We start from the raw sequence: 21,348 nt of genomic DNA, 5'->3' as shown, positions 1-21,348 counted from the left end.
CGGCGCGACTGTTCCGGAGGACGGCGGCCGGGGTACCGGCACCGGCGGGTGCCGCTGGTCGCCCGCGTCATAAAGGTGCAGGCTGCAACTGGTTGCGTGTATTGCGCAACGGCTTGTACGATGCATCTACATCCCCTCATCCTCCCGGAGCCGTCCCATGTCCTCTCCCGCCACCGGGAGCCCGACGCTGCCCACCGGCCGGGCGGCGGAGGTCCGCAGGCTCTCCGAGCAGTTCCCGCGCTTCCTGCGCGTGCTGCACGCCTTCAAGAGCCTCGCGACGGCCGGTGACGCCCGGGAGCGCGCCGCGCTGGTGCTGCTGTTCCCGCTGACCCGGCTCGGCCCGGTGCGCCAGAGCGCGCTCGCCGAGGCCGTGCACGCCGACCCCTCCACGATCAGCCGGCACGTCGCCTGGCTCGTCGAGCAGGGGCTCGTGCAGCGCGTGGCCGACGAGAGCGACGGCCGCGCGACCCGGCTGGTGGTCACCGACGCCGGCGGCGCTGCGGTCGAGCGGCTCGCCGAGGAACGCACCGCCCAGCTCAGCGGGATGCTCGCCGGCTGGTCCGACGCCGACCTCGCTGCGCTCACCGGCCTCTTCGGACGCCTGCTCGACGACCTGACGGCAGCGCTGCCGTCCGACCCCCGTCTCCCCTCCGTTCCCCCCGTCCCGAGAGAGAAGCCATGAGCCAGAGCACGGCCCGCCCCACCGGTGGGGGCAGCGGCGCCCGCGCCGCGGCGAGCGCGCCGGACTCCTCCGGCGCGTTCACCCACCGGCAGATCCTCACGATCGTCGCCGGCCTGATGGTCGCGATGTTCCTGGCGGCGCTGGACCAGACCGTCGTGTCCACCGCCATCCGCACCATCGCCGACGACCTGCAGGGCTACGACCTGCAGGTCTGGGCGACGACGGCGTTCCTCATCACCTCGACGATCTCCACGCCGCTCTACGGCAAGCTCTCCGACATCTACGGCCGGCGGCCCTTCTACCTGTTCGCCATCACGGCGTTCGTCGTCGGCTCGGTGCTGTGCGGCATGGCCGACTCGATGTACCAGCTGGCCGCGTTCCGCGCGGTCCAGGGCATCGGCGCCGGTGGCCTGATGTCCCTGGCCCTGGCGATCATCGGCGACATCGTCCCGCCGCGGGAGCGTTCGCGGTACCAGGGCTACTTCATGGCCGTCTTCGGCGCCTCGAGCGTGCTGGGTCCGGTCATCGGCGGGTTCTTCGCCGGCCAGGCCTCGCTGCTCGGTATCACCGGCTGGCGTTGGATCTTCTACGTCAACGTGCCGCTGGGCCTGCTCGCGTTCGCCGCCGTCTTCCGGGTGCTGCACCTGCCGCACGAGCGCCGTGAGCACCGCATCGACTGGCCCGGCGCCCTGGCCCTGGTCACCTTCGTCGTGCCGCTGCTGCTCATCGCCGAGCAGGGCCGCATCTGGGGCTGGACGTCGCCCCGCGCCCTGCTCTGCTACGCCATCGGCGCCGTCGGCTTCGTCCTCTTCCTGCTCGCCGAGCGGGCCTACGGGGACGAGGCGCTCCTGCCGCTGCGGCTGTTCCGCAACCGCAGCTTCACCGTCGCCACCACGGGCAGCGTCGTGATCGGTGCGGCCATGTTCGGCGGCCTGCTGCTGCTCCCCCAGTACCTGCAGATCGTGCACGGCTCCAGCGCCACCGTCGCCGGCCTGCAGATGATCCCGCTGGTCCTCGGCATCATGATCGGCGCGATGGGCTCGGGCATCGCGATCTCCAGGACCGGCAGGTACCGGGTGTTCCCGCTGGCCGGCACGGTGCTGATGACCACAGCCCTGGTGTCGCTGTCGTTCGTCGTCGGCGCCGAGACGTCGATCTGGGCGCTGGTGCCGTTCATGGTGCTGCTCGGTGTGGGACTGGGGTTCAACTTCCAGCCCGCCGTCCTCGCCGTGCAGAACGCCGTCCCGCCGAGCCAGCTGGGCGTCGCGACCTCGTCGGTGACCTTCTTCCGGCAGATGGGTGCCACGATCGGCACCGCCGCCTTCCTCTCCGTGCTGTTCAGCCGGCTGCCGGGGGCCATCGAGGAGTCGGTCGCGACGGCGGCGGCGTCCGACCCGCGGGTCGCCGGGGCCCTGCAGAGCGGGCAGCTGCCGGTCGGCGGGGACCTGTCGGACACCTCGTTCATCCAGGCGCTGCCGTCCTACCTGGCCCTGCCGTTCAAGACCGGGTTCTCCGAGTCGATCGACCTGGTGTTCCTCATCGCCGCGTGTGCGGCGGCGATCGGCTTCCTCGTCTTCCTGTTCCTGCCGCAGCTGGCGCTCAGTGACAAGTCGGGCATCCAGGCACGTCAGGCGGCCGCCCGGCAGACCGCCGGTGCGCCCACGGGCGAGGACGCCGGCGAGCAGGTCACCCAGGCGGCCGGTGCGGCGGCGCCGACGTCGACAGCTCCCCCGGTCGGGCGCCCCGGTGACGGGGAGACCGCCACCCGGCGCTGACGGAGGGCCACCACGACGACGGGCCCTCCTCGCATCTGCGAGGAGGGCCCGTCGTCGTCTCTGCGCCGGTTGATCGCCGGACCGTTGCCGCCGACACGCGCCGACGCGCCGCGGCGGACGGCCACGCGCCGGTGATCACGACGGGTACCCGGTCGGGACCCGCCTCGGCGCCGTCAGCCGTGGGGCAGGAAGACGGCGCGCACGCAGCCGTCCTCCTTCGCCTTGAACATCTCGTACCCGCGGGCCGCGTCCTCCAGCGGCATCACGTGGGTGGCCAGGTGCTCGGTGGTCAGCTCCCCGCGGGCCATGTGCTCGAGGATCCGCGGCGTGTAGCGCTGCCCGTGCACCTGGGCGCCCCGGATGATGAGCCCCTTGTTCATGGCCGCACCGAGCGGGAACTTGTCCACCGGCCCGGCGAAGACACCCAGCACGAACACGCTGCCGCCCTTGCGGCAGGCCATGATCGCCTCGCGGACGGCCGACGGCCGGTCGGTCTGCAGCCGCAGCTGCTGCTTGACCTGGTCGTAGACGTTCTGCACCCCGGTGCTGTGCGCCTCCATGCCGACCGCCTCGATGCAGACGTCGGGCCCGCGGCCGCCGGTGCGCTCGCGCAGCTCGGCCATGACGTCGGTGGTCGAGTAGTCGATCACCTCCGCGCCCACGTGCTGCCGCACCTGCTCGAGCCGCTCGGGGAGCCGGTCGACCACGTACACCTGCTCGGCGCCCAGCAGCATCGCCGCCCGCGCGGCCATCTGCCCGACCCCGCCGGCACCCCACACGGCCACGGTGTCCCCCGGCTTCGTGCCGGCCAGGTCGGCGCCCATCCAGCCGGTGGAGACGGCGTCGGAGGCGAACAGCGCGCGGTCGTCGGAGACCTCCTCGGGGACGACGAAGGTGCCGACGTCGGCGAAGGGCACCCGGACGTACTCCGCGTGCGACCCGGCGAAGCCGCCCATCGCGTGCGAGTAGCCGAAGCACCCGCCCGGGCTCTGACCCCACAGACCCTCGGTGATCCCCGGGTTCGGGTTGCCGTTGTCGCAGAGCGAGTACAGCTCCTGCCGGCAGTACCAGCAGTTCCCGCAGGCGATGAAGGAGTTGACGACGACACGGTCGCCGACGCGGCGGTCGCGCACGCCCGAGCCGACCTCGACGACCTCCCCCATGAACTCGTGGCCGAGCACGTCGCCGACGCGCATCGCCGGGATGTACCCGCCGAGCAGGTGCAGGTCCGAGCCGCACGTCGTCGTCCGGCTGACCCGCAGGATCACGTCGCGGTCGTTGAGGATCGCGGGGTCGGGGACTGTCTCCACCGACACCTCGTTGACGCCGGTCCAGGTCGCGGCCCTCACAGCACTCCCTCCCGCGGGGCCGCAGCCGCGGCACCCTCCAGTGCGGCCCCCTGCGGGGTGGCGGCCCGCCTCCCGTGCGGCTGCGGCTCCATCCGCAGCACCTCGCCGACCTCGAGCAGCGCCTTCGACTCGCGCAGCGCGGCCCGCAGGTCGCCGACCTGCTGCTCGGTGGGTGTCCCCCGGTACCGGGCCGCGAGCTCGGCGCCGCGGTCGCCCGGCGCGGGCGTCACCCGCACCTCGACGCGGTCCCCGAGGGCGGCCAGCGGCGCGGGCAGCGACGCCGACACCTCCGCCGGGTCGCGCAGCACGGTCACCGCCCGCCAGCGCTGCGCGGCGCGCTCGGGGTCGTCGGTGGCCGACGCCTGCCCGGCACCGGGTACGCGGACGTGCTGCAGCTGCTTCAGCAGCGCCGCACCCGCTCCGCCGGCCAGGCCGGTGGCCCGTCCGATCAGCTGGTTGAGGTCCATGAGGGAGCTGCTACCCGGCCGGCACCGCGGCCTATCGTGGGCCGGTCGGGCTCGCGCCCGCTCTCCCCGCCACCGTCGCCCGTGGAGGCCGTCGTGTCCTCGCTGATCCTGTCCCGCCGCGACCTGGAGTTCCTCCTGCACGAGTGGCTGGAGGTCGAGACGCTGACCAAACGGCCGCGCTACGCCGAGCACTCCCGCGAGACCTTCGACGCGGTCATGGAGCTCGCCGAGCAGATCGCCACCGAGCACTTCGCGCCGCACAACCGGAAGGCCGACGAGAACGAGCCGCGGTTCGTCGACGGCCGGGTCGAGATGATCCCCGAGGTCGGGAAGGCCCTGGCGGTGTTCCGCGAGTCCGGGATCATGGCCGGCACCTTCGACGAGGAGTACGGCGGCATGCAGCTGCCGCAGACCGTCGGGCAGGCGGCCTTCGCCTGGTTCAAGGCGGCCAACGTCGGGACGTCGAGCTACCCGTTCCTGACCATGGGCAACGCCCGGCTGCTGCTCGCGCACGGCTCGCAGGAGCAGAAGGACACCTGGGTGCGGCCCATGCTCGAGGGCCGCTGGTTCGGCACGATGGCGCTGTCGGAGCCGCAGGCCGGGTCCTCCCTCGCCGACATCACCACCCGCGCCGAGCCGCAGGACGACGGCACCCACCGGCTCTTCGGCAACAAGATGTGGATCTCGGCCGGCGACCACGAGCTGACCGAGAACATCGTCCACCTGGTGCTGGCGAAGATCCCCGGCGGTCCGCCCGGCGTGAAGGGCATCTCGCTGTTCGTCGTCCCCAAGTACCTGCTCACCGCGGACGGGGCGGTCGGCGAGCGCAACGACGTCGTCCTGGCCGGGCTCAACCACAAGATGGGCTACCGCGGGACGACGAACACGCTGCTCAACTTCGGCGAGGGCGTGCACACACCCGGCGGGCGGGCCGGCGCGGTCGGGTACCTGGTCGGGGAGCCGCACAAGGGGCTCTCCTACATGTTCCACATGATGAACGAGGCCCGGATCGGCGTCGGGATGGGCGCCACGGTGCTCGGCTACACCGGCTACCTGCACGCGCTCGAGTACGCCCGCACCCGCACCCAGGGCCGCCCGGCGGCGGCGAAGGACCCCGCCTCGCCGATGGTGCGGCTGGTCGATCACCCCGACGTCCGCCGGATGCTGCTGGCCGCCAAGAGCTACGCGCAGGGCGGGCTGGCCCTGGGCCTCTACTGCGCGCGCCTGGTCGACGAGGAGCGGACCGCCGAGACGCAGGAGGAGCGCGACCGCGCCCACCTGCTCCTCGACACCCTCACGCCGATCGCCAAGGCCTGGCCCTCGCAGTGGGGGCCGGTGGCCGACGACCTGGCCATCCAGGTGCACGGCGGCTACGGCTACACCCGCGACTACCCGGTCGAGCAGTTCTACCGGGACAACCGGCTCAACCCGATCCACGAGGGGACCAACGGCATCCAGGCCCTGGACCTGCTCGGCCGCAAGGTGACGGTGCAGGGCGGGGCGGGCCTGGCGCTGCTGGCCGAGACGATCTCGGCGACGACGGCCCGGGCGGCCGGCACCCCGTTCGCCGACCTCGCCGCCGACGTCGACGCCGCGCTCGCCCGGCTCACCTCGGTCACCGCGACGCTGTGGGGCACCGGCGACCCGGCGCTGGCCCTGGCGAACGCCAGCGCCTACCTCGACGCCGGCGGGCACCTGGTCGTCGGGTGGCTGTGGCTGGAGCAGGCGCTGGCCACCCGCGACGAGACCAGCGACTTCCACCAGGGCAAGCGCGCCGCGGCGCGGTGGTTCCAGCGCTGGGAGCTGCCGAAGGTGCACACCTGGCTCGACCTGCTGGAGTCCCTGGACCGCACCGTGCTCGACACCCCGGAGGCCCACCTCTAGCGGGAGGGGCCCGGACACGACCGCGCCCCGTCGCTCCGGCAGGAGCGGCGGGGCGTGCGTCGTGTGCGGTGCCGCGACTAGGCGGCCCGGACGGCCTGGGCGGTCTGCGGGGCCCGCACGTGCTCGGTGGCGGAGGTGGGGGTCACGGACGCGCGGGCCGCCGCCCGCTGCTCACGCTCGTAGCGCGCCGTCGTCGAGGTGCCCATCAGGATCACCAGCCCGGTGAGGACCAGGAACCCGACGAGAGCGACAGCCGGCCACAGAACCATCTGGATGTTCCCCTTGCTCGTCTCGTGTCGTGCCGCCGGGTTGTGCCCCACGGCTCGTCGTCGGGGACTGTGTCCCCAGCTCGGGGCCGTCTCAACCGTCGCCACGTACTGTTCACCTGACGGCCCGTGACCGGTTGCACATCCGGGGCAGGCCGATGGCCCGGAGCGGTGCAGGCGGTGCCCGCATGGTGTCATCGGCACGTGTCCGCTGGTGCCGAGGCCTCGCCGTCCGGTACCGCCACACCGTCGCGCCCGACGCGTCCGGCGCTCCTGGTCCTCACGCTGTCACTCGCCGTCACCACGCTGTCGTTGCTGCAGAGCCTCGTGGTGCCCGTCCTGGGGCCGATCGGCGAGCAGCTCGGCGTCTCGCCCGCGGCGGCCGGCTGGGTGCTGACGGCCAACCTGCTGGCCGCCGCCGTCCTGACCCCGGTGCTCGGCCGGCTCGGCGACATCCACGGCGAACGACCCGTCGTGCTCGGGATCCTCGCGGCCGTCGCCGTCGGCACCCTGCTGGCGATCGTCACCCGCTCGCTGCCGCTGCTGCTGGTGGCCCGGGTGCTGCAGGGCTCCTCCTACGGGCTGTTCCCCCTCTCGATCAGCCTGCTGCGCCGGGAGCTCCCGCCGGAGCGGCTCAGTGTCGCGATGTCGATCGTCAGCAGCACCCTCGGCGTCGGCGGCGTCGTCGGCCTGGTGGCAGCCGGGCTGCTCACCGGCGACGGCGGCGACTACCACCGCCCGTTCTGGATCGGCCTCGGCGTCACGCTGGTGTCGCTCGCGCTGGGCGCCGTCACGCTCCCCCGCCGCGCGGTGACGGTCACCGGCCGGGTCGACTGGGCCGGCGCCGTGCTGCTCGGGATCGGCCTGGTGCTCCTGCTGCTGCCGGTCTCGCAGGGCAACGGGTGGGGCTGGACCTCGCCGGCCACGCTCGGCTGCGCGGCCGGGGCGGTCGCCGTCCTGACCGGCTGGGTGCTGTTCCAGCAGCGGCGGGCCGAGCCGCTGGTGCGCCCGGCACTGCTGGCCGACCCGCGGATGCTCGTGCCGAACCTGGCGGGGCTGGCGACCGGGGTGGGCCTGTTCGTCTCCTTCCTCGCCGTCATGCAGTACGTGCAGACGCCGCCGGACGCCGCGGGCTACGGGTTCGGCGCGCCGGTGCTGGAGGCCGCCGTCGTGTACCTGCTGCCCGGCGGCGTGCTGGGCATCGCGCTCGCGCCGGTGGCCGGGCGGGTGGTCGACCGGATCGGCCCGCTGCTCACGCTGCTCAGCGGGTCGGTCGCCGGGGTGGCCGGCTTCGTCGTGCTCGCGGCCGGGCGGGCCGAGCCGTCCCTGGTCGTGGTGGCCGGCCTGCTGACGCAGGCGTGGGTGACGGTGGCCTACGCGGCGCTGCCCGCGCTGGTCGTGTCGGCGGTGCGCAGCAGCGAGACCGGGGTGGCCAACGCGGTGAACTCGATCGCCCGCGCGGTGGGCCAGGCGGTCGGCAGCACGGTCACGGTCGCCCTGCTCGCCGCGACGCTCGACCCGGCGACCGGCTTCCCGCGCGCCGCGGCCTTCACCGCCGTGTCCCTGCTCGGTGCCGGCGCGGCCCTGGTGGTGGTGCTGGTCAGCGCGGGCGGCATGGTCCGGGCCGGGCGCCGGGGCCCGCGCGACAGCGGGCACACGGCCGACGGGGGGACGGCCGGCGCGGAGCGGGCGACGGCCTGCGCCGGGGAGTGGTCCCCGGTGTCGGGGATCCGCTGACCTGACGCGCCCGGGTGATCACGCCGGTGCATGGAACGGGACCGTCCGGGGCACTGATCACCCCGGTACACCCGCCCCCAGCCCCGGAGGACCCCGATGGCACGTCCCCAAGGCTCACGCGCCGCGAGCACCGAGGCGTCCAAGCCGACGCGCTTCTCCGGCAACAGCACCGGTGACCCGGCGCCGCACGACGACAAGGTCAACTCGACCCGCTTCGACAACGCCCCCAAGGGGCACGACCGCACGCCCACGGCGATGGGCACGGTCAAGAGGACCCTCAAGGAGTTCAGCGAGGACAACCTCACCGACTGGGCGGCCGCGCTGACCTACTACGGCGTCCTCGCGCTGTTCCCGGCGATCATCGCGCTGGTGTCGATCGTCGGGCTGCTGACCACGCCCGAGCAGCTCACCACCGCGCTGACGACCGTGGTGCCGGGGCAGGCGGCGAACACCGTCGGCCCGGTCATCGAGCAGATCGCCGGCAACCAGAGCACCGCCGGCCTCGGCCTCGTCATCGGTCTCGCCGCTGCCATCTGGTCGGCCTCCGGCTACGTGGGCGCCTTCACCCGCGCGGCCAACGTCGTCTACGAGACGCCCGAGGGCCGCAAGGTCTGGAAGCTCAAGCCGCTGCAGCTGCTCGTCACCCTGGTCGGCGTCCTGTTCGCCGCCCTGATCGTCCTGATGCTGGCTCTCAGCGGTCCGGTCGTCGACGCCGTCGGCGAGGCCATCGGCCTGGGCAGCACCGCCCTGACCGTGTGGAACGTCGTCAAGTGGCCGGTGATCCTCGTGATCCTCGCGCTGATGATCGCCGTCCTCTACTACTCGACGCCGAACGTCAAGCTGCGCGGCTTCAAGTGGGTCAGCCCGGGTGCGGGCGTGGCCATCCTCGTCGCGATCGTCGCCTCGGCCGCGTTCGCCTTCTACGTGGGCAACTTCGGCAGCTACAACAAGACCTACGGCGCGCTGGCCGGCGTCGTCGTCTTCCTGATCTGGTTCTGGCTGATCAACCTGGCGCTGCTCTTCGGCATCGAGTTCGACTCCGAGATGGAGCGGACGAAGGAGATGAAGGAGGGCGTCCCGGCGGCCGAGAAGGAGATCCAGCTCGACGCCCGCGCCGAGCCCAAGGACCGCAACACCAACTAGCGGTCCGGCCCGCAGGGGCCACCGACACGGCAGCGGCCCCCTCCCACAACCGGGAGGGGGCCGCTGCCGTGTGCTCAGCGGGAGGTGGGCGGGCGGTCGCCGCGGCGCGCGGGCGGGGTGCGCTCGACCAGCCCGGCGAGGACGGCCAGCCCCCGGCTCACCGCCTCGCCGACCGGCACCAGCCGCGCCGGCGCCCGCCGGACCCCGGCGTCGACGGCGTCGCGGCTGCGGTCGAGCAGGGACAGCGGCAGCGCCGACAGGGCGTTGCCCGGCGGGCGGCGCGAGACCGTGGGGTGCGGCCGGGTGGGCGAGATCCGCCGGACCAGGTCCCACCGGCGGCCCAGGCGGCGGAGCTCGGCGACGTCGAGGTGCTCCTGCAGCCGCGGAAAGAGCACGTCCTCCTCCTCCCGGACGTCGGCCTGCAGCGCCTCGACCAGCCGGGCGAGCAGGGCCGGCCGCTGCGGGTCGTCGAGCCCGCCCCGCTCGAGCGCGGCGACCAGCTCGTTGACCTCCTGGTGCTCCTCCTCGATCTGCAGGGTGATCGCCTCGCCGTCGGGCAGGACCCGGCGCACCACCGGCCAGATCACCGTCTCCTCGGCGAAGGCGTGGCTGAACACCAGGCGGTCGATGCGGGTGAGCACCTCCTCCTGCGTGCGGCCGGTGCTGCCGTCGAGATCCTGCAGCAGGCGGTCGAGCTCGACGTGGTCCTTGCGCTGGCGCACCAGCACGCTGCCGGGCCCGCCGAGCTCCTCCTCGGTCTGGTCGGCGATGGATCGGGGCACGGGGACTCCTCGGGTGGTGCGGACGGAACCGTCCGTCCCTTGCCCGCCGGCGGTCCCGGCCACACCGGTTGCCCCGGCGGCCGGGGGGTAGGTCGATCCCACGGGACAGCGGTGTCCCGCCCGGTGAGGAGGCAGTCCCATGGCCGACCGGCCCCCCGTCACGTCGGACTTCTACGACCTCGAGGCGCTGCTCGACGAGCAGGACCGCGCGGCGCTGCACCGCGTCCGCACGTTCATGGACGAGCAGGTCGAGCCGATCATCAACGAGTGGTGGACGCGGGCGCAGTTCCCCCGCCACCTCATCCCCGGCCTGGCCGAGCTCGGCATCGCCGGCGCCCAGTACTCCGGGTACGGGTCCCCGGGCCGCTCCTCGCTGTTCGACGGCATGGTCTCCATGGAGCTCGGCCGCGGCGACCCGTCGGTGGCCACCTTCATGGGCGTCCACGGCGGCCTGGCGATGGGCACGCTGCACCTGTGCGCCTCCGAGGAGCAGAAGGAGCGCTGGCTGCCGGCGATGTCCCGGATGGACCTCATCGGCGCGTTCGGCCTCACCGAGCCCGACCACGGGTCCGACGTCGCCCGCGGCCTGCAGACGACGGCCCGCCGCGACGGCGACACGTGGGTGCTCGACGGGCAGAAGAAGTGGATCGGCAACGGCAGCTTCGCCGACCTGGTGGTCATCTGGGCGCGCGACGTGGAGACCGACCGGGTGCTCGGGTTCGTCGTCGAGACGCCGGCCCCTGGCTTCAGCGCCGTCGACCTCGAGGACAAGATCGCCCTGCGCGCGGTGCAGAACGCCCTCATCACCCTCGACGGCGTCCGGGTGCCGGAGGAGGACCGGCTGCAGAACGCCAACAGCTTCCGCGACACCGCGAACGTGCTGCGTGCGACCCGGGTGAGCGTGGCGTGGTCGGCGGTCGGGTGCTCGCGCGGCGCCTACGAGCACGCGCTGCGCTACGCGATGGAGCGCGAGCAGTTCGGCCGGCCGATCGCCTCGTTCCAGCTGGTGCAGGACCTGCTGTTCCGGATGCTCGGCAACATCACCGCCTCGGCCGCGCTGTGCGCCCGTGCCTCCCAGCTGCAGGACTGCGGGATGCTGCGCGACGAGCACGCCTCGATGGCCAAGGGGTACTCGACGATGCGCATGCGCGAGACGGTCGGCTGGGCCCGGGAGCTGATGGGCGGCAACGGGATCCTGCTGGAGAACCACGTCGGCCGGTTCGTCGCCGACGCCGAGGCGATCTACTCCTACGAGGGCACCCGCGAGGTCAACAGCCTCATCGTCGGCCGCGCGGTCACCGGCACGAGCGCCCTGACCTGAGGGACCCCTCTGCAGGGGCCGTCATCGGCCGTCCCACCAGCGCAGCGCCGCGTCGCGTGGCGAGAGCCCGTCCACGGCGACGGCGCGGTTGAGCGTGATCAGGTCGATCGTCGTCAGCTGGGCGCTGACCGCGTCCAGCGCGGCCGCCAGCCGGGGGCCGGCCTCCTCGGCCACCTCGGTCCGGACGACCGGCACCACGTTCTCGCGCGGCTGAAGCGCCCGGTCGTCACGCAGCAGCAGCAGGGCGGCGTCGGTGAGCCGGGCGTCGGTCGTCTCCAGCATGCCGACGTCGACCTGCCCGCTGAGCAGCGCCTCCACGGTGGCCGACCGCGACGGCATGTTGCGCACCTCGGCGAACTCGATGCCGTAGACCTCCTGCAGCCCCGGCAGGCAGAACCGCCGCTCGGCGCACTCGGGCGGGCCGCCGAAGACCAGCCCGGGCGCCACCGCGGCGAGCTGGGACAGCGTCGTCATGCCGTGCTGCTCGGCGAGGTCGGTGAGCACGACGAACCCGTTCTGGTCCTCCGCCTCGGCGGCGGCGAGCACGGTCAGCCCCCGGGGCTCCAGGGCCGCCGCGAGCAGCCCGCGGAGCGGGTCGGGCTCCGGCTCCTCCCCGGCCCCGGCGGCCACGAACTCCGCGGCCGCCCCGAGGTACTCGACGACGACGTCGACCACGCCCTGCTCCAGCGCCGGGAACACCACCTCGCGGGTGCCGATGCCGTGCTGCACCGTCACCTCGAACCCGGCCCGCCGCAGCGCCTCGGCGTAGACCTCGGCCAGCGTCTGGTTCTCGGGGAAGTCGTAGGAGGCGATGCGGACCCCCGGGTCCGGCGGCGGGCCGGGATCCGCGGGGACGCCGGCACAGCCGCACAGCACCGCTGCGACGACGAGGGACACGAGCAACGGACGACGACGCATCGCGGACCCTCCGTGCAGGAGGTGGCACCACCGGGTCAGGACTGGCGCGGGCACGGCCACGCTAGTCCCCGCCGGGGACCGGGTCGATGGTCGCGGCGGCGCATCGGGTGGAGCATCCAGCGCCATGGCGGCCACGACGCGGGCCCCGGCGTCACAGGCGCGAGCTGCGGCGCCCGCAGCGCACGCTCCGGCGGGAGGTCGGGTCCAGCGTCCGGACCCCCCGCCGCTTCACCGCGTCGGCAGCCGGCGCCGGCCCTCGGGTGAGCCGCCGCCCCTCCCCCGGCACCTCAACGCCTCGGGCAAGTGGTGGCTGGCGCTCAGCGGCGCCGTGCTCGTCAGCTGGGTCGTCGTCGTCCTCACGCACAGCGTGGCGTTCTTCGACCTCGTCGACACCCGGGTCCTGCAGGGCCTCGCCTCGGTCCGCTCCCCACTGCTGACCGACGTCGCCGAGGTGGCCGGGGTGCTCGGCACCGGCCGCGCCATCCACGTGCTGTGGCTGGTGAACCTGCTGGTCCTGGTCGTGTCCCGTCGCTGGCGGCACCTGTTCGTCTGGATCGGCGTCGGGCTGCTGGTGACCAACACCGCGACCGCGCTGTCCCACGCGCTGCAGCGGCCGCGGCCCTACGAGGTCGAGGTGCTCGGCACCTGGTCGGGCTTCTCGATGCCGTCGGTGCCGATGACGGTCCTGGCGACGTTCCTCATCGGCAGCCTGTACTCGCTGGTGCCCGCCGGTCGCCTCCGCGACGCCGGCAAGTGGGTCGTGTGGGGGCTGCTGCTGGTCACCGCGTCCTCGCGGCTCTACCTGGCCCAGGACCACCCCACCGACGTCCTCGCCGGCGTCGTCCTGGGTGTCGCCGCCCCGCTCGCCGCCTTCCGGATGCTGACCCCGAACGAGGTCTACCCCGTCACCTACCGGCGCGGCAGCCCGGCCCACCTCGACGTCTCGGGCGCCCGCGGGGAGGCCGTCGTCCGTGCCCTGCGCGACCAGCTCGGCCTGGTGGCGACCTCGGTGACCCCCTTCGGCCTGGCCGGCTCGGGCGGCTCCACGCCGCTGCGGATCACCGTCGAGGCAGCCGACGACGCCGGGCAGGAGGAGAGCTACGTCTTCGGCAAGCTCTACGCCGTCACGCACCTGCGCTCCGACCGCTGGTTCAAGCTGGGCCGCACGCTGCTCTACGGCCGGCTGGAGGACGAGAAGCCGTACCACAGCGTGCGCCGGCTGGTGCAGTACGAGGACTACGTGCTGCGCCTGCTCCACGACGCCGGGCTGCCGGTGCCGCACCCCCTGGGGATCGTCGAGATCACCCCGGAGCGGGAGTACCTGCTGGTCACCGAGTTCCTCCAGGGCGCGCGCGAGATCGGCGACCCCGAGGCCGTCGTCGACGACGCGGTGATCGACCAGGGCCTGGCCGTCGTCCGGCGGATGTGGGAGATCGGCATGGCCCACCGCGACGTCAAGCCGGCCAACGTGCTTGTACGCGACGGCACGCTGTTCCTCATCGACTCGGCCTTCGCCGAGGTGCGGCCCAGCCCGTGGCGGCAGGCCGTGGACCTGGCCAACATGCTGCTGGTCCTCGCGCTGCGCACCGACGCCGCCCGGGTCCTCGCCCGGGCCCGCCTGCAGTTCTCCGACGAGGAGCTCGCCGAGGCCTTCGCCGCCACGCGCGGCCTGACCATGCCCTCCCAGCTGCGCCGGATGCTGCGGGCGCAGGGCCGCGACCTGCACGAGGACTTCCTGGCCCTGCTGCCCTACCGCCTGCCCCCGGTGCGGATCCAGCGGTGGTCCTGGCGCCGCGCGGGGCTGTGCCTGGTCACCGCGCTGGCCCTCGCCGTCCTGCTCGCGGTCACCGTCGGCCTGCTCGGGTCGCCGCTGTGACCGCCGTCCGGCGCGCGGCCGTCACCGCGCTGGTGGGCGTCCCGCTGCTCGCGGCCGGCTGCGGCGCCGGCGCCGCGGGGACGATCGGCGCGGTGCCGGCGTGCGCGACCGGTGACGACGCGCGGGCGGCCAACGCGGTCGTGCTGATGGCGCAGGCGGTGCCGACGGCGACCTGGGTCCCGTGCGTGGAGAGCGTGCCGGTGGGCTGGACCTTCGCCGGCCTGGAGGCGCAGACCGGCTCGGCCCGGTTCTGGCTGGACTCCGACCGCGACGGCGTGCACGCCATCGAGGTGCGGCTGACCGCCGGCTGCGACACCGACGGCGCCACCGAGATCCCCAGCGAGCGCGACGGCCTCCGCCGCTTCGAGCGGGTGACCCAGGTGACGCCGCAGTACCTGGGCCGTCGCCACTACGTCTTCCCCGGCGGGTGCGTGACGGTGGTCTTCCGGCTCTCCGGGGACAACCGCGGTGAGCCGCTCGCCCTGGCGACCCAGAGCCTGGGCGTCCTCGGCCGGGAGGAGCTGGCCGCGCAGGTGCACGAGGAGAGCGGCGGGCGTCTGCAGCTCGACCCGCCGGCCGCCGACGCCGCCGAGGGGGACCCGCCGTGACCGCCGTCGCCCCCCAGGCCCCGCCCGCCCGGCCGCCGCGGCGGACCCCGCTGTGGCGCCGGGTGCTGACACCGGTGCTGTCCCTCGCACTCGTCGGGGGCGTCTTCTTCTGGTTCCTGCCGCAGTTCACCAGCCTGTCCGACGTCCGGTCCGCGGTGCTGTCGATGTCGTGGTCGGAGCTGGCGCTGCTGGGTGCCGTCACGGTGTGGAACCTCGCGACGTACCAGTTCGTGATGGTCGCGACCATGCCGGCGCTGCGGCTGCGCGAGGCGACGGTCTCCACGCTGACCACCACCGCCGTCTCCAACACCGTGGTGGGCGGCGCGGCGATCTCCCTCGGGCTGACCTACTCGATGAACTCCTCGTGGGGCTTCTCGCGGTCCCGGACGTCGGTCTCGCTGCTGCTGTCGGGGCTGTGGAACAACTTCGCCAAGCTCGCCCTCCCGGTGCTCGCCCTCGCCCTGCTGGCCCTCTCCGCCACCCCCACCACCGGCCGGGTGGTGGCCGGGCTGGCCGGCATCGCCGGCCTGCTGGTGGCCGTGGTCCTGCTCGGCTTGCTGCTGCGCAGCCGGGAGAGCGCAGCCCGGATCGGCCGGGGCGCGGGCCGGGTGGCGTCGGCCGTCATCCGGCCCCTCGGCCGGCCGCCGGTGTCGGGCTGGGACCGGGCGACGACGAAGTTCCGCGACCGGACGGCGCTGCTGCTGCGCGCCCGATGGCACTGGCTGACGCTGGCGACCGTCGTCAGCCAGCTGTCGCTGTTCGCGGTGCTGCTCGTGGCGCTGCGCGCGGTGGGCGTGGACGCCGGCGAGGTGGGCACGGTGGAGGCGCTGGCGGTCTTCGCCTTCGCCCGGCTGCTCACCGCGGTGCCCTTCACCCCGGGCGGCCTCGGCGTCATCGAGCTGGCACTGATCACCGGCCTGGCCGCGGCCGGCGGCGACCGGGCACTCGTGGCCGCGGCCGTCCTGGTCTTCCGGGGCCTGACCTACGTGCTGCCCATCCCCCTGGGCGTGGGCACCTACCTGTTCTGGCGGCACAACCGCTCGTGGCGGCGGGAGCCGAACTCCGCACCGCGCACGGAGCTGGTGCCGGAGACCACGTGAGGGGCCGCGCGGACACCCGTCCGCGCGCCCCCGTGCGGCGGGCCCGCGACGTCGTCCCCGCGCTGGTCGGCGCGCTGGTGCTCGTGCTGGCCGCGCTGCCGGTCGAGCGGACGTCGGTGCCCGCGGCCGAGGCGGCGGTGTTCCGGGCGGTCAACGGCGTCGACGTGCTGCTGTTCGTCCTCGTCTGGCCGGTCATGCAGCTGGGCAACGTCCTGGTGGTCCCGGCGAGCGCGCTGGTCGCCGCCGCGCTGCGCCGCTGGCGGCTCGCGGCGGGGCTGCTGCTCGCCGGCGCCGGCACCTACCTGGCGGCGAAGGCCGTCAAGGACGTCGTGGTGCGCGGCCGGCCCGACGGGCTGCTCGCCGACGTCGTCGTCCGCGGTGCCGCCGCCCAGGGCCGCGGGTTCCTCTCCGGGCACGCCGCCGTCGCCGTCACCGTGCTGACCGTCGCCTGGCCGTGGCTGGGGCGCCGGGGCCGGGTCGCCGGGGTCGCCCTGGCGGCGGCGGTGTGCCTGGCGCGGGTGCACGTCGCGGCGCACCTGCCGCTGGACGTGGTCGGAGGTGTCGGGCTCGGGCTGCTGGTCGGCTCACTGGTGCTGCTCCTCGTCGGCCGGCCGCGCTGATGCTGGTCGACGTGCGCCGCGGCCTGCGGGTGAGCGCGGTCCTGCTGTCCGGTGCCGTCATCGTCGGCGTGCTCGTGGCGCTGCCGGCCACCCGCCCGGCGGTGCAGGCCGTGGACGACGCGGTGTGGCGGTGGGTGGGCGGCCTGCGCAACGACCCGGCCGACGCGGTGGCGGTAGGGCTGTCCTGGCTGGGCGGCGTGTGGGTCAACTGGCCGCTGCGGGTGGCCGCGGCGCTGCTCATCGCCGTGCGGCGGCACTGGGTGCGCCTGCTGGCGTTCACGCTGGCCGTCGTCACCAGCGAGGCCGCGATCGGCCCGGGCAAGGCGGCGTTCGACCGTCCGCGCCCGCCGGGGTCGCTGATCGAGACCTCGGCGGCGTCCTTCCCCTCCGGGCACGCCATCGCGGGGGCGGTGACCGCCGTCGGACTGGTGCTGGTGCTCGCCCCGCCGGGACCGGCCCGGTGGCGCTGGGAGGTGTGGGCGGTGGTGTTCTCCACCGTCATGGCGCTCTCGCGCGTCTACCTGCGCGCGCACTGGCTGTCCGACACCGTCGCGGGGGCGCTGCTGGGCGCCGGCCTGGCGCTGGGCTGGCCCGCGGTGGTGACCGCCGTGCGCGACCGCCGCGCCCGCCGGCACGAGCAGGCCGGCGGGCCGGGACCGCCCCCGTGACCCCCTGCCCCCTGCCGGACGCCGGGACCTGTGCTTGAGTGAAGCGGGTCACAGGATCCGACGACGACCAGGAGTCCGGATGACCACCACCGCGCCGCGCAGAGACCGCGACACCCCCCGCCCCCGGCCGGCCGCCGCGCCCGACGGCAGCGCCGAGGAGGCGGCCGGCGATGCCGTCATGGGGCTCGACATGGTGCTCGTCGACGCCGCCCGCGGGCCGCTGCGGCGCATGGTGCCGCCGGCCCGCACCCTCGCCGCCCTCGGCACGGCGCTGGCCCGCCACCCCGAGGTCGTGGTCCGGCGCGGCGGCGAGCTGGTGCGGGAGGTGGGACGGATCGCCGTCGGCCGCTCGGAGATCGCGCCCTCGCCCAAGGACCGCCGCTTCGCCGACCCGGCCTGGTCGGGCAACCCGCTGCTCAAGCGGACGATGCAGGCGCACATCGCCGCGGCGCAGGTCGCCGCGGGACTGATCGAGGACGCCGACCTCGACTGGCAGGACGACGAGCGGATCCGCTTCGCCCTGACCAACGTCGTCGACGCGCTGGCCCCCAGCAACGTGCCGTTCCTCAACCCGCTGGCGCTCAAGGCGGTCATCGACACCGGCGGCCGCAGCGCCGTCACCGGGCTGCGCCGGTTCGTCTCCGACGTGACGTCCCCGCCGCGCGTCCCCACGATGGTCGAGCCGGACGCCTTCACCGTCGGCGAGGACCTCGCCGTCACCCCGGGAGCGGTGGTGCTCCGGACGCCGGTGTTCGAGCTGCTGCAGTACCGGCCGAGCACCCCGACGGTGCGCCAGGTCCCGCTGGTGATCGTGCCGCCGACGATCAACAAGTTCTACGTCACCGACCTCGCGCCCGGCCGCAGCATCGTCGAGCACTACGTCGCCGCCGGGCACCAGGTGTTCATGATCAGCTGGCGCAACCCCGACGAGCGGCACGCCGAGTGGGGGCTGGACACCTACGGCCAGGCCGTCCTCGACGCCGCCGACGCCGCGCGGCGGATCACCGGTAGCGAGCACACCGCGTTCCAGGGCTTCTGCTCGGGCGGGATCATCCTGTCCATGGTGCTGGCCCACCTGGCCGCCACCGAGGGCCTGGACCGGGTGGCCGCCGCCAGCTTCGCCGTCACCGTCCTCGACTGGGGCCGGGCCGGCACGATCGGCGCGCTCATGGACGAGGAGGCGGTCCGGGACGCGACGGAGCGGTCGCGGAAGAAGGGCTATCTCGACGGCGCCATGCTGGCCGAGGTGTTCGCCTGGCTGCGACCCAACGACCTGGTGTGGAACTACTGGGTCAACAACTACCTGCAGGGCAAGACGCCGCCGGCCTTCGACATCCTCTTCTGGAACGCCGATACGACGCGGATGAGCGCGGCGCTGCACCGCGACTTCATCGACGTCGCCATCGGCAACCAGCTCACCGAGCCCGGGCGGGCGACCATGCTCGGCACGCCGGTCGACCTCTCGACCATCGACGTGGACACCTACGTCACCGCCGGGATCGCCGACCACATCTGCCCGTGGCAGTCCTGCTACCGCACCACCCAGCTGGTGGGCGGCCGGAGCCGGTTCGTGCTCTCCACGGCCGGCCACATCGCCTCGCTGGTCAACCCGCCGACCAACCCGAAGGCGTCGTTCCAGGTCGCACCGGAGACGCCGGCCGACCCCGAGAAGTGGCTGGCGAACGCGCACAAGGAGAAGGGCTCGTGGTGGCCGGACTTCGCCGCCTGGCTGGCCGAGCGCGCCGGCGAGGAGGTGCCGGCTCCGGAGTCCCTGGGCAGCGCGGAGCTGCCGGTGCTGGGCGACGCCCCGGGGACCTATGTCTTCGACAAGTGAACCGCAGCCCCGCCGGGGCCGCGCGGACACCGTCCGGACGCTGACCGCCGGCGGCCGGACGCTGCGGGTGGCCGAGCGGCGCGGCGACGGGTCGCGTCCCCCGCTGGTGCTGATGAACGGCATCGGCGCCAGCCTCGAGGTGCTGCAGCCCCTCGTCGACGCGCTCGACCCCCGCCGCACCGTCGTCCGCTTCGACGTCCCCGGCGTGGGCGGCTCGCCCCCGCCCGTCGTGCCGTACGTGCTGGCCACGCTGACGCCGGTGGTGTCGGGGCTGCTGCGCCGCCTCGGCCACGACGACGAGGTCGACGTCCTCGGGCTGTCGTGGGGCGGGGGCCTGGCCCAGCACTTCGCCGTCCAGCACCGCCGCCGGTGCCGCCGGCTGGTGCTGGCGGCCACCGGCACCGGGTCGCTGATGGTGCCCGCCTCGCCACGGGTCCTCTCGCACATGCTCACGCCGCGGCGGCACCGCGACCCCGGCTACGCCACGCGGATCGCCGGCGAGCTCTACGGCGGCAGCGTGCGGACCGACCCGGCGCGGGCGGCGCGGACGCTGCACGCGCACAGCCGGCTGGGCCCGCGGCGCGGCTACTACTACCAGCTGGCCGCGTCGGCGGGCTGGAGCAGCCTGCCGTTCCTGTCGCTCATCCGGCAGCCCACGCTGGTGCTCTCCGGCGACGACGACCCGATCATCCCGTCGGTCAACGCCCGCATCCTGGCCCGCGGCATCCCGCGCGCCCGGCTGCACCTCTACGGCGGCGGCCACCTCGCGCTGGTCACCGAGGCCCCCGAGCTCGCCCCGGTGGTCGACGGCTTCCTCGACGAAGCGGGCTGAGCCCCCTCAGCGCCGCAGACCGCAGGCGTCCCCGCCGTCGGTGAAGCCCTGCCGGAAGGCGTCGACGAGCTCGAAGCCCGACGGCCCCGAGCCGGGGACGACGGCCGGGCCGGTCGCGTACCGCAGCAGGACGACGGCGGCCTCGTCGACGTCCCCCGGCGCGAGCCGCAGCCGCGTGCCCGTCAGGTGGCCCAGGTGCATCTCCCGGGCCAGCCACCCGGCGACGCACACCGCGGCCCTGACCGCGGCGGGGTCGTCGACCGGGAGGCCGAGCTGCCCGCGGACGGCCAGGGCGTAGGGCAGGGCGAGCAGCGTCGTCACCGCGAAGTCGCCGACGTCGTCGTGGGCCGGCCGGAGCAGACCGGCGGAGTCGTAGCGGACCGACCCGTCGGCGGGGCAGAGGTACAGGTCCAGCGCCTCCCCGGCTGCCGGGCAGGGCAGGCCGCCGACGGAGCGGACGGCGGGCTCGCGGAGCCGGCCCCCGAGCGGGGCGGTGCCGGGGAAGCCGGTGGTGAGCGCCCGCCGCCAGAAGGTCGCCAGGAGGTCGTCGGTACCGGCGACCATCTCGCGGTGGGACCGGTCGCCGCCGTCGGACGGGTCGGCCGCCCGCTCGGTGTAGACCCGGGACCGGTCGAAGGCGGCGCACGTCCGTGGCCCCTCGGCGTAGCCCTCCTGGAACGCGGAGAGCTGGTCGAACAGCGAGCCGTGCGCATCGGGGTCGTCGGGCGCGGTGCCGGCGGCGTCGCCGAAGTACAGGTAGCCGAGCAGGTAGGGGTCGAGCTCCTCCTCGCGGACGGTGACGTGCGCGGCGGAGCCGTCGGCGACCCACCGGGTCCAGGCGCCGGCGAAGCACTCGGCCTGGGTCTCGGCGACGATCGAGGGGGCGTCGATCCCGGCGTGCGCCTGGACGGCGTGGGCGATCTCGTGCGCCATGATCTCGGCGACCATGAACGGGCCGTACTCGTCGGCCAGGCCCGCCACCCAGGCCCGGTCGTAGACCACGACGTCGTCCTCGCCGCAGTAGTAGGCGTTCCCGGCCAGGTCGGCGACGTCCTCGCCGAAGCAGCCGCCGTCGGGCAGGTCGCCGGGGTCGGTCTCGTCCGGGTCGACGGACCAGAAGCCGCCGTCGATCGCGCCGAGGTCCCCGCCGAAGAGCTCGGGGAAGGTCCGTTCCCACCAGGTGAGGACGTCGGCGATGGCGTTGCGGGCGATCCGGTCGGTGTCGTCGCCGGGGTCGGCCAGGTGCACGCGGACGTCGGCGTCGGTGGCGTCGGTGCGCGGGCCGCCGGGCGGGAACGCGGTGCCGGCGATGACCGTCGCGCAGCCGCTGAGCGCCGGCCCGGCCGTCAGGCCCGCGGCGAGCAGCGCGACGACACGACGCGGGACGCGCACGGCAGCCCCCCTCCGGTCGGGCGGAGCGCGCGGGCGGCGTCCGGGGCGGACGGCAGGAGGCTGCCCGGCCGGGCGGTGCGGGTCAACCGGGACA

19 protein-coding genes are annotated in these 21,348 nt (G+C 74.4%); 13 read left to right on the top strand and 6 right to left on the bottom strand.

Annotated features, from left to right (window positions below; translation table 11 throughout):
• The first annotated feature begins 157 nt into the window (after nucleotides 1-157).
• Both BM165_RS08825 and BM165_RS08820 read left to right on the top strand, forming a co-directional pair.
• Entirely contained in the window at nucleotides 158-682 is a 525-nt protein-coding gene (locus BM165_RS08825) for a MarR family winged helix-turn-helix transcriptional regulator (RefSeq protein WP_075013184.1), read from the top strand.
• Complete coding sequence (locus tag BM165_RS08820) at nucleotides 679-2,457, top strand: MDR family MFS transporter (protein ID WP_075013183.1); 1,779 nt, start codon at nucleotides 679-681, stop codon at nucleotides 2,455-2,457. Before BM165_RS08825 ends, BM165_RS08820 begins: the two co-directional genes overlap by 4 nt.
• 173 nt (nucleotides 2,458-2,630) lie before the next feature.
• Here BM165_RS08820 and BM165_RS08815 read toward each other — a convergent pair whose 3' ends face one another.
• Both BM165_RS08815 and BM165_RS08810 read right to left on the bottom strand, forming a co-directional pair.
• Nucleotides 2,631-3,806: a zinc-dependent alcohol dehydrogenase gene (locus BM165_RS08815; RefSeq protein ID WP_075013182.1), complete on the bottom strand. Its 1,176-nt coding sequence runs from the start codon at nucleotides 3,804-3,806 to the stop codon at nucleotides 2,631-2,633.
• Nucleotides 3,803-4,273, bottom strand: a complete 471-nt coding sequence (locus tag BM165_RS08810; protein ID WP_075013181.1) for a hypothetical protein — start codon at nucleotides 4,271-4,273, stop codon at nucleotides 3,803-3,805. The genes BM165_RS08815 and BM165_RS08810 overlap by 4 nt, the downstream gene beginning before the upstream one ends.
• A gap of 93 nt (nucleotides 4,274-4,366) precedes the next feature.
• Between BM165_RS08810 and BM165_RS08805 the strand changes: the two genes are divergently transcribed.
• A complete protein-coding gene (locus tag BM165_RS08805; RefSeq protein WP_075013475.1) occupies nucleotides 4,367-6,157 on the top strand; it encodes an acyl-CoA dehydrogenase in 1,791 nt (596 codons plus the stop codon).
• Nucleotides 6,158-6,234: 77 nt separating this feature from the next.
• Here the strand turns inward: BM165_RS08805 and BM165_RS08800 are convergent, their stop codons facing one another.
• Nucleotides 6,235-6,426, bottom strand: coding sequence for a hypothetical protein (locus tag BM165_RS08800; protein WP_075013474.1), 192 nt, complete (start codon nucleotides 6,424-6,426; stop codon nucleotides 6,235-6,237).
• Between the two features lie 201 nt (nucleotides 6,427-6,627).
• Between BM165_RS08800 and BM165_RS08795 the strand changes: the two genes are divergently transcribed.
• Both BM165_RS08795 and BM165_RS08790 read left to right on the top strand, forming a co-directional pair.
• A complete protein-coding gene (locus tag BM165_RS08795) occupies nucleotides 6,628-8,160 on the top strand; it encodes an MFS transporter (RefSeq protein WP_083427201.1) in 1,533 nt (510 codons plus the stop codon).
• 96 nt (nucleotides 8,161-8,256) lie between these two features.
• Nucleotides 8,257-9,303, top strand: coding sequence for a YihY/virulence factor BrkB family protein (locus BM165_RS08790; protein WP_075013180.1), 1,047 nt, complete (start codon nucleotides 8,257-8,259; stop codon nucleotides 9,301-9,303).
• A gap of 74 nt (nucleotides 9,304-9,377) precedes the next feature.
• Here the strand turns inward: BM165_RS08790 and BM165_RS08785 are convergent, their stop codons facing one another.
• Complete coding sequence (locus BM165_RS08785) at nucleotides 9,378-10,085, bottom strand: hemerythrin domain-containing protein (RefSeq protein WP_075013179.1); 708 nt, start codon at nucleotides 10,083-10,085, stop codon at nucleotides 9,378-9,380.
• Between the two features lie 139 nt (nucleotides 10,086-10,224).
• Here BM165_RS08785 and BM165_RS08780 point away from each other — a divergent pair, with 139 nt between their 5' ends.
• A complete protein-coding gene (locus BM165_RS08780) occupies nucleotides 10,225-11,406 on the top strand; it encodes an acyl-CoA dehydrogenase family protein (protein WP_075013178.1) in 1,182 nt (393 codons plus the stop codon).
• A gap of 21 nt (nucleotides 11,407-11,427) precedes the next feature.
• Here BM165_RS08780 and BM165_RS08775 read toward each other — a convergent pair whose 3' ends face one another.
• Nucleotides 11,428-12,324 carry an ABC transporter substrate-binding protein gene (locus BM165_RS08775; protein WP_075013177.1) on the bottom strand — a complete coding sequence of 299 codons (897 nt, stop codon included), beginning with the start codon at nucleotides 12,322-12,324 and terminating at the stop codon, nucleotides 11,428-11,430.
• Between the two features lie 328 nt (nucleotides 12,325-12,652).
• Between BM165_RS08775 and BM165_RS08770 the strand changes: the two genes are divergently transcribed.
• From BM165_RS08770 to phaZ, 7 genes are all read left to right on the top strand, one after another.
• Entirely contained in the window at nucleotides 12,653-14,200 is a 1,548-nt protein-coding gene (locus tag BM165_RS08770; RefSeq protein WP_244274143.1) for a phosphatase PAP2 family protein, read from the top strand.
• Nucleotides 14,197-14,808, top strand: coding sequence for a hypothetical protein (locus BM165_RS08765; protein WP_244274142.1), 612 nt, complete (start codon nucleotides 14,197-14,199; stop codon nucleotides 14,806-14,808). Before BM165_RS08770 ends, BM165_RS08765 begins: the two co-directional genes overlap by 4 nt.
• Nucleotides 14,805-15,908, top strand: a complete 1,104-nt coding sequence (locus BM165_RS08760) for a lysylphosphatidylglycerol synthase transmembrane domain-containing protein (RefSeq protein ID WP_075013176.1) — start codon at nucleotides 14,805-14,807, stop codon at nucleotides 15,906-15,908. The genes BM165_RS08765 and BM165_RS08760 overlap by 4 nt, the downstream gene beginning before the upstream one ends.
• The gene (locus BM165_RS08755) at nucleotides 15,905-16,528 is read left to right on the top strand and encodes a phosphatase PAP2 family protein (protein WP_143108094.1); all 624 of its coding nucleotides are present in this window, start codon (nucleotides 15,905-15,907) and stop codon (nucleotides 16,526-16,528) included. The genes BM165_RS08760 and BM165_RS08755 overlap by 4 nt, the downstream gene beginning before the upstream one ends.
• Nucleotides 16,528-17,196, top strand: a complete 669-nt coding sequence (locus tag BM165_RS08750) for a phosphatase PAP2 family protein (protein WP_075013174.1) — start codon at nucleotides 16,528-16,530, stop codon at nucleotides 17,194-17,196. Before BM165_RS08755 ends, BM165_RS08750 begins: the two co-directional genes overlap by 1 nt.
• Before the next feature lie 79 nt (nucleotides 17,197-17,275).
• The gene (locus BM165_RS08745; RefSeq protein ID WP_083427199.1) at nucleotides 17,276-19,030 is read left to right on the top strand and encodes a PHA/PHB synthase family protein; all 1,755 of its coding nucleotides are present in this window, start codon (nucleotides 17,276-17,278) and stop codon (nucleotides 19,028-19,030) included.
• Nucleotides 19,014-19,862: a poly(3-hydroxyalkanoate) depolymerase gene (gene phaZ, locus BM165_RS08740; protein WP_075013173.1), complete on the top strand. Its 849-nt coding sequence runs from the start codon at nucleotides 19,014-19,016 to the stop codon at nucleotides 19,860-19,862. The genes BM165_RS08745 and phaZ overlap by 17 nt, the downstream gene beginning before the upstream one ends.
• A 6-nt stretch (nucleotides 19,863-19,868) precedes the next feature.
• On the opposite strand, the gene BM165_RS08735 is transcribed toward phaZ, so the two are convergent.
• Nucleotides 19,869-21,254: a neutral zinc metallopeptidase gene (locus BM165_RS08735; protein ID WP_075013172.1), complete on the bottom strand. Its 1,386-nt coding sequence runs from the start codon at nucleotides 21,252-21,254 to the stop codon at nucleotides 19,869-19,871.
• Nucleotides 21,255-21,348: the final 94 nt, after the last annotated feature.

The organism is Geodermatophilus obscurus (assembly GCF_900115395.1).
Taxonomy (GTDB): Bacteria; Actinomycetota; Actinomycetes; order Mycobacteriales; family Geodermatophilaceae; genus Geodermatophilus; species Geodermatophilus obscurus_B.
The sequence above is the reverse complement of the archived record's forward strand: the minus strand, read 5'-3'. Positions and strand labels throughout refer to the sequence as shown.